The sequence below is a fragment of the Nguyenibacter vanlangensis genome (genome assembly GCF_013376155.1).
Taxonomy (GTDB): Bacteria; Pseudomonadota; Alphaproteobacteria; order Acetobacterales; family Acetobacteraceae; genus Gluconacetobacter; species Gluconacetobacter vanlangensis.
In genome coordinates, this window is the sequence record NZ_JABXXP010001019.1 from 1 (window position 1) to 798 (window position 798).

Consider the following 798-nt stretch of genomic DNA (forward strand, 5'->3'; position numbering starts at 1 on the left):
GAACCGCCGCCCGAGATGACGCCCGCATCGGCATGGCCGCCGATCACCAGCACATGCGCGTCGCGCCGCAACGGCAGGATGCCCCGGTTGCGCAGCAGGACGGCGCCTTCTTCCTCGTCCTGCTCGGCGATCGCCGTGTCGGCCGCCGCGTCGATCGGGGTGATGACCGGCGGATGTTCGGGCAGCCCGACATCATAGACCGCATACAGCACCCGCCGCGCCATGTCGGCGATCCGCGCGCGCGGCACCGCGCCCGCCTGCACCGCCTGGGCCAGCATCGGGCCGAAGAACGGGCGCGCATCGATCGTATCGCCCGAGGATTCCTGGTCCAGCCCCGCCAGCGCGGCCCGGACGGTGGTATGGTCCGCGCCCCAGTCCGACATGACGAATCCGGGATAATGCCAGTCCTGCTTGAGGGTTTTCGTCAGCAGATAGGCGTTCTCGCAGGCGAAGAGGTCGTTGACCCGGTTGTAGGAACACATCACCGCGCCCGGATGGCCGGTCTCGATCGCGATCTCGAATCCCAGCAGGTCGCTCTCGCGCATCGCCGCCGGGGCGATGTTCGCGCTGAGCGTCATGCGCGATGTTTCCAGGTCGTTCATCGCGAAATGCTTGAGCGTGGAGATGACGTGCCGGGACTGGATCCCCGCGATGGTCTGGCCCACGATCCGCCCGGTCAGCAGCGGGTCCTCGCCGGCATATTCGAAATTGCGCCCGTTGCGCGGATCGCGCGTCAGGTCCGCGCCGCCGGCCAGCAGCACGTTGAAGCCGTTGCGCCACGCCTCGGCGCCGATCATC

The 798-nt window shown here is 68.4% G+C and carries 1 protein-coding gene; it reads right to left on the reverse strand.

The features are described from left to right. The coding region (locus HUK84_RS20920) for a glycoside hydrolase family 3 protein (RefSeq protein WP_176641890.1) at positions 1 to 798 on the reverse strand (798 nt) is incomplete at both ends.